This is a genomic window from Chryseobacterium sp. HMWF035 (genome assembly GCF_003094695.1).
Classification (GTDB): Bacteria; Bacteroidota; Bacteroidia; order Flavobacteriales; family Weeksellaceae; genus Chryseobacterium; species Chryseobacterium gambrini.
Map to the genome: position 1 here is coordinate 21,753 of NZ_QEHP01000065.1, position 7,420 is coordinate 29,172.

Annotated in this window: 5 protein-coding genes; 1 reads left to right on the forward strand and 4 read right to left on the reverse strand. The window is 38.1% G+C overall.

Annotated features, from left to right (window positions below; genetic code table 11):
* Window positions 1-293: 293 nt before the first annotated feature.
* From DD829_RS10925 to DD829_RS10940, 4 genes are all read right to left on the reverse strand, one after another.
* On the reverse strand, window positions 294-3,479 hold the full coding sequence (locus tag DD829_RS10925) for an efflux RND transporter permease subunit (RefSeq protein WP_108409943.1): 3,186 nt from the start codon (window positions 3,477-3,479) through the stop codon (window positions 294-296).
* A gap of 7 nt (window positions 3,480-3,486) precedes the next feature.
* Window positions 3,487-4,548, reverse strand: coding sequence for an efflux RND transporter periplasmic adaptor subunit (locus tag DD829_RS10930; RefSeq protein WP_108409944.1), 1,062 nt, complete (start codon window positions 4,546-4,548; stop codon window positions 3,487-3,489).
* A 6-nt stretch (window positions 4,549-4,554) separates the two neighbouring features.
* Complete coding sequence (locus DD829_RS10935; RefSeq protein WP_108409945.1) at window positions 4,555-5,907, reverse strand: TolC family protein; 1,353 nt, start codon at window positions 5,905-5,907, stop codon at window positions 4,555-4,557.
* A gap of 89 nt (window positions 5,908-5,996) precedes the next feature.
* Window positions 5,997-6,590: a TetR/AcrR family transcriptional regulator gene (locus DD829_RS10940; RefSeq protein ID WP_116547732.1), complete on the reverse strand. Its 594-nt coding sequence runs from the start codon at window positions 6,588-6,590 to the stop codon at window positions 5,997-5,999.
* A gap of 190 nt (window positions 6,591-6,780) precedes the next feature.
* Between DD829_RS10940 and DD829_RS10945 the strand changes: the two genes are divergently transcribed.
* Window positions 6,781-7,260 (forward strand): hypothetical protein, encoded by a 480-nt coding sequence (locus DD829_RS10945; RefSeq protein ID WP_116547733.1) that lies wholly within the window; start codon window positions 6,781-6,783, stop codon window positions 7,258-7,260.
* Window positions 7,261-7,420 lie beyond the last annotated feature (160 nt).

Here is a 7,420-nt window from a genome sequence, read left to right on the forward strand (position 1 = left end):
AAAGTCTTTGCGTGCTTAGCGTTAAAATCAAGCATTATGATTGATAACAGATAATCAATTAAATTTTAATTTTAACGCAAAAGGGTCACAAGTCTTTTTTAAATTATTGAATATACTTTTCGATCGTAAAGGCGTTTTACTCAGCAAATGAGCAATCATATTTCTTTTCTTTTTTAAGATTGCTTCGTCGCTTCAGAACTACGTTTGCAGGTCTTCAGTCTATTCGCAATGACATAAAAAAACCGCATCATTGCTGATACGGTTTTTGGTTAGGTTAATTAAAGGTTGTTATATTAATCTAAATGTTTTGGAGTAAAACCATCTTCACTTAGTTCTCTGTGTTCATAATCCGCTTTCATTTGAGCTTCATAATCTACTTTTTTATGTTTGCCCATCCTTCTCAGAATTGAATCAAATAAAGAGTAAACTACCGGTACAATAATTAAGGTAAGGAATAGAGACGATGTTAAACCACCGATAACTACCCATGCCAAACCTTTGTTCATCTCCGCTCCTGCTCCTGTTGCCAATGCGATCGGCAACATCCCAAAGATCATCGCAATTGTTGTCATCAGGATCGGACGAAGACGTGCATGATTCGCCTGTACCAGAGCGTCGTGTGTATTGGCTCCGGCTTCTTTTCTGGCATTGGTAAAGTCGACGATCAAAATCGCGTTCTTCGCAACCAAACCGATCAACATGATCATCCCCAACATCGTAAAGATATTCAGTGAATTTGCTGTTAAGGCAAGAATTACCATTACCCCGATCATCGCCAGAGGAATTGAGAATAATACCACGAAAGGATACACAAAACTATCATACAATGAAACCATTACTAGGTAAACCAATACAATAGCCGCCAATAAAGCGATTCCCAACGTACCGAAACCTTCCTGCTGGTTTTCCATATCTCCACTCCAGATGTAATCTACTCCTACAGGTTTGCTCTTGCTGTCCATGAACTGTTTTGCCCATTCGTTGGCAACGTCTCCTACAGGTCTACCTACTGCTTTAGCTCTTACTTTTACAGAAGGTGATTTATCTCTACGCTCAAGCAAACTCGGTCCTGATCCCATTTTAACCTCAGCAAACTGACTAAGACGTACCTGCTGTCCCTGAGGATTTGTAAACATTAAGTTTTTAACATCATCAATAGACTGTCTGTTTGCATCTCCGAAACGGATATTGATGTCATATTCATATTCTCCTGCTCTGAATTTCCCGTCTGTATTTCCGTTGAATGCAGTCTGCATCGTCTGTCCTACACTGGAAAGATTCAAGCCTAAAGAAGCCATTTTATCTCGGTCTATATTTACCTGAACCTCAGGATTTCCTGAGTCTGTAGATAATTCTGCATCTACTGCTCCCGGAACTTTTTTCAGCAATTCTAAGATTCTCGTTGCTTCTTTTACGGCTGTTGCGTTATCCGGAGCGGTTACTACCATTTCGATCGGTGCATTTTCAGCACCCATGATTCCTATTGGGGCAGTTTTGAACTCTACTCCTGTAAATTTCTCTTCTAAAGCTCTTTTTATTTTCGCAGCTTTAATGTTCGTACTTTCAGAACGTTCGGATTTATCCGTTAGGTTTACCTGAACTTCCGACTGATAGGTTGTCGCCTGAGCTCCCCCAAAACCGGTTGACTGCTGTCCTACTGTTGTAATTAAATCTACAACATCTTTGTCATTTCTTAAAAATCGCTCAACATCTAAAGTCAGCTGATTGGTTTTTTCAACGGTTGCATCTTTCGGTAATTCCATCTGAACAAGGAACTGTCCTCTGTCGATCGGCGGGAAGAATTCTCCTCCGATGAATCCGAAAGCTACCAGCATAAAGGAAGAAATCAATACGATAAAAGTAATTACGACTGTGGAAATTCTTCTTAATGTAGTTTTTAAACACCATTCAAGAATTCCTGTGATCCAATGAGTGAATTTCTCGATTAAACCTTCAAACCAAAGGATGAATTTTTCGAACCAGTTTTTCCCTGTTAAATGCTCAAGCTTACCAAATCTCGAAGACAACCACGGAATAATGGTAAATGAAGCCAATAATGAAAGCAATGTCGCAATAACTACCGTGACACAGAACTGAGCCAGAATATTGGCTACCAAACCTGAACTCATGGCAATTGGTAAGAATACTACCACAATTACCAAAGTAATCGCTGCAACGGTAAATCCGATCTCCGAAGCTCCGTCGTAGGCTGCCCTGATTTTACTTTTTCCCATCTCCATGTGACGGTAAATATTTTCCAGTACAACGATCGCGTCATCCACAAGAATACCTACCACCAGAGAAAGCCCCAGTAAACTCATTAAGTTCAGCGTATATCCCATTAAGTTCATTCCGATGAACGTTGCCACCAATGAAGCCGGAATGGAAACCATTACGATGAAGGCATTTCTGATGCTGTGAAGGAATAATAACATCACAATTGCCACCAGAATAATCGCTAAGAATAAATCGAAAATTACGTGGTTCGCAGATTCAAGGGTAAAGTCGGTAGTATCGTTTACCACTTTCACTTTTATACCCTGAACTTTGTACGCTTCCTGAACGGTTTCAATGGTTTTCTGAACACTTTCAGATACTGCAACCGCATTGGCATCAGATTGTTTTTTAACCTGCATTAAGATGGTAGGAAACTGGTTGAATCTCGCTACTTTCTCCACATCTTTCTGAGAATCGAAAACCGTAGCAATATCAGACAAACGAACCTGTGCTCCGTTTTTGTTGGAAACCACAAGATTGTTCATTTCTGCTACAGATTTATACTTTCCGGATAATCTGATGGTAGATTTTGAGGTTCTGGTTTTCAGACTACCTGTCGGGAAATCTAAGTTTGAAGAGAGAATTGCCTGCTGAACATCTCCGATGGAAAGTCCGTAACCCTGCAGTTTTTTCTCGTCAAGATTCACCTGAATTTCTCTTTCCTGTCCACCTACAAGATCAACCTGAGCAACACCGTTTACACGGGAGAAAATCGGCTCAATTTTTTTATCTAAAAGGTCGTAAAGATCCTTATTGTTTAATTTGTCTGATGAAATACTCATGGTGATGATCGGCAAATCATCCAGAGAGAATTTATTAAGAGACGGTGCATCTACATCATCCGGAAGGTCTGCCAAAATGGCGTTTACCTTTCTCTGAGCATCATTCAGAGCATAATCCACATCGGCTCCGTCATTCAGCTGAACCATAATTACGGATAAACTTTCATAGGAAGAAGATTCCACTTTCTTCACATTTTCCAAAGAACCAACGGCATCTTCAATTTTTCGGGTAACGGATGTTTCCACCTCTGCGGGTGAAGCTCCCGGATACACCGTAGAAATGGTTACCATATTGGTTTCAAACTTCGGAATCAATTCGTATCCCATGAGTGTGTAACTCAGGATACCTCCCAACGTAAGAATCGTAAACAATACGATTACCAACGAAGGTCTTTTAATCGATATTTCTGCTAACTTCATAAACCTTCTACTTTACGATATTTACTTTAGATCCGTTATCCAGATTGATCTGTCCGCTTGTAACCACCTGTTCTCCGCCATTCAGTCCGCTTAAAACCTGAACTTTATCGCCATATACTTTTCCAACGGTTACTTTGATGAGTTTAGCCACTCCGTTCTGCACAACAAATAATTGTCCGGAACTTACCCCGTTTACAAAGGCTTCTGCAGGAACGGTTAACATATTCTGCGTTTCTGCTCCGTTGTTTGTTTTAAAGGTTGCTGTCGCGTACATACCCGCTTTCAGGTTTCCTCTGTTCTGAACTTCAATTTCAACCGGGAAATTTAAAGAAGCATCACTTTTAGGAGCGATAAATGTAATTCTTCCCACGAATGAATCTTCCGGTAAAACGTTTACTTTAATCGGAACTTCCTGTCCCAACTGAATTTTCCCGATCTGGCTTTCATCAACCAAAACCGAAAGTTTTAAGCTGTTGATGTTTACGATTTCGAAAAGTCCTGTTCCCGGAGCAACCACCATTCCCGGCTCTACCATTTTTTTATTGATGGTTCCGCTGATTCCTGCACGGATGCTTGTATCATTTACTTTCACACCCTGAGCTCTTAGCGCAGCCTGAGCGTTTTTAAGCTGTAATCTTGAATTATCAAGCTGCTGTTTGGTAACTCCTCCTGTTTTGAAGGCATTTTCGTAACGCTGGTTGTCTGCAATAGCATTCTGCAAATTATTCTGAGCCTGTGTAACATCTACTTCAATGGCATCTCTTTTAATGGTTGCCAATACCTGTCCTGCTCCTACTCTGGAACCTTCTTTTACCAAAACACTTACCACACGTCCTGAAATTTCAGAAGACTGGTTCATTTCCTGTTTTGGAATAAATGTTCCGTTTGCACTGTAATCTGTATCGATATTTTGTCGGGAAACCGTTACAACGTTTACGTTGATCTTATCTACCTGTTTTGCAACTTCTTTTACTTCCTGCGTCTGTTTTTCTTTATTTCCGGCAATCTTGTAAGCCGCCAAACCAACCAGGACAGCTGCTACGATGATATATATTAAAGTTTTTTTCATAGTTTATTACGGGTTTTGTAGTGTATTTAATTCTCCTTTTGCTTTAATTAACTTGATTTCAGCCTGTTTATAATCCAGCAAAGCATTGGCGTAGTTCTGTTTTGCCTGCGTTAAAGCATTTTCAGCATCCAGAACTTCTGTAAGTGTTGCTAAACCGTATTGGTAGTTGGATTGTGTATTTTTCTGAACTCTTTCTGCCAATCCTACGTTGTCTTTCATACTTTCAATATTAATTAAAGCATTTTCTATGTTGGTAATGGCATTCTTATAATCTAAATTTAAGCTTAACTGTGTATTCTGAATGTTCAGATCCAGATCCTGAATATCAATTTCTGCCTGATTGATCTTCGCTTTTGTAGCTCCTCCGGTAAAAATCGGAATATTAACATTTAATCCGATTGCAGAGTAATCGCTCCAGAGAACGCCGTTCTTAAGTCCGTTGGTTAAAGGAAATTTTGCTCCGTTTGCACCCCAACCGTAATTGGCAACCAGGTTTACCGTTGGATACAGATAGGCTTCCGTAGCTTTTTTATTGAATACCAAAAGTTCTCTGTTTTTGTTTAAAACTTTAATTTCGGTACGGTTATCAAGGTTTAAATTTCCTGCTACCAGTTCCGGTTTTGGTTCAATTGTTTTTTCTTCCAGCTCGATATCAGACTCAATCGGAATTCCCATGTAAAACTTCAGTGCGTTTTTAGCCAACTGAACAGAGTTGATTAACGTCTGTTTGTTTGATCCGATATTGGTAAGCTGAACGTTGGTTCTGTCGAGATCAATAGATTTTGCCAGACCGTTATCTACCAGACTTTTAATAACGTTTCTCACTCTTTCCGTATTGGCGTAGCTTGCCTCTACGGTTTTAAGATTTTCTTCCTGAACAAAAACCTGATAGTAAGCGGATGCTACGTTTTCGATGATCTGTTCGTTGGTAAGCTGGGCATTAAGCACATAAAATTCTCTGGTAGATTTTGCCGCCTTCAGTCCGGTGAAAACTCTCTGATCGAAAATCGCCTGTTGAAGCTGTACAGAAGCGGTAGAGTTCCATGGCTGTCCAAACTGGGCTCTGATTTTTTCGCCTCCAAACTCAAGAAGAGATTCCTGAATGATCGGATTGTAGGTTAAACCTGCTGTTGCTGCAATCTGTGGTAAAGCTCCTGCTTTTGCCTCATCAATCTTATATTCGGCTTTTTTGATCTGTAAAGCAGCCCTTTTGGCTTCCGCTTTATTCTGAAGTGCCTGTTTAATTGCTTCCTGCAAGGAAACCTGCTGTTGTGCAGACACCGATGAAAAACCGAACATCATAAATGCAGCCGCTATTCCTACTTTTAGCTTGTTTGCAGTTACACGTTTTTTCATAATATTATACTTCGTTTATTTTTTTAATGTAATTATTCTGTTAAGTGATTTTATTTCAAATGACGAATCATTTCTTAAAATACTTTACCGTTTTAGTTTTTAAATAGCATATTTAAAATGATCTCTTTTCTTTCCGAAATAATCTTGTCGAATTCTTCCTCGCTGATCATAAGATTTTCCATTAATAAAGGTCTTACCGCACTTGGGAAAACCAGCAGGGAAATCATATTCAGAAGAAACTGAATGGGTTTCATCCTTTCTATATTTCCCAATTCCATTTCTGTCTCAATATCCTTAAAAAGCCTTTTCAATTCATCTTCTTCAATATCTTTTTTGTGGCAGTTCCCTTTATTGATCTGTGAAACGATATAGGTTTCCAGATAAGGATACTGAAGACTTGTGGATAAGCTTCCTTCAATAAACTGGCTGATCTTTTCTTTCAGAGGAAGATCGGAGGTCATAATAATCTCAGATTTTTCTTTTTCCACTTTCTGGGCTTCATCAAAAATGATCTGGATGAGGTTGTCCCGTGAGCGGAAATAATAATTGATAAGCGTTCTGTTGACACCGGCTTCATCTGCAATTTCCTGAGTAGTAGCGTCAAACTTACCTTTCACAAAGAATAAATTCTTTGCTGTTTCCTTAATTAATTCCTGTGTTTGGTCTTTTTTTGCTTGATTTGACATTTTTGTTAAACAAATTTGTGCAAATTTATATGAAAATTTATTTTTGACAAAATTGTTAAACAAATTTATTAAACAAATTTGTATGATTTGCATCATATTTTTAAATACTTAGAATTTAACATAAGATAAAAGAATATCAAATTTTACTGTATAATTAGTTTTATGATTATTTTAGATTAAAATTTTTAAAATGAGCACAAATAATCAAATCAGCGTAGAAATTCCTCAAAATGTATTAGACGATGTAAATCAAAAGCTTCAAGAATGTAAAACTTTATTAGCTCCTTTTCTGCAAGGTTTAACTAATGATGAAAGAAAAGCACTTTTTAAAATGGGCGATAAAACTATTGCAACGGTACAAAAAGTAAAAACCTACATCAATACCAATCCGGAATTTGCACCTTCCTATATGGATAAAGTTGAATTTCTGAAAGACGAAATGGTGGTTACAGGACTTAAACCTTTAGCAAATCTTGCCGAACAATTAGCCTCTGACCTAGATGATACCATCATGCTTGCCGGAAGTGAAGCTCTTGTAGCTTCCATGATGTATTATGGTACAGTAAAAGAAGCTGCATCTAAAGGAGTGAACACCGCTAAACCTATATATGAGGATTTAAGCCAAAGGTTTAGCAAAAAAGGGAATAAAATTAATCCTAAAAAGGAATAGCCATTAATAAAAAATATGACAATTTGACTCTTTTAGTATCTATTTCAATATTAAAAGAGTCTTTTTTTATATTTAAAAGGTGTTCGTTGTCACATTTTGTGACAACGAACACCTTTTAAATGTTTTTATTAATGCTTTTTGAATCTAATGAGTTGCTAAT

Coding starts and splice junctions, on each gene's coding strand:
- DD829_RS10925 (WP_108409943.1), bottom strand. CDS start 3,479: ATGAAGTTAGCAGAAATATCGATTAAAAGACCTTCGTTGGTAATCGTA.
- DD829_RS10945 (WP_116547733.1), top strand. CDS start 6,781: ATGAGCACAAATAATCAAATCAGCGTAGAAATTCCTCAAAATGTATTA.
- DD829_RS10930 (WP_108409944.1), bottom strand. CDS start 4,548: ATGAAAAAAACTTTAATATATATCATCGTAGCAGCTGTCCTGGTTGGT.
- DD829_RS10940 (WP_116547732.1), bottom strand. CDS start 6,590: ATGTCAAATCAAGCAAAAAAAGACCAAACACAGGAATTAATTAAGGAA.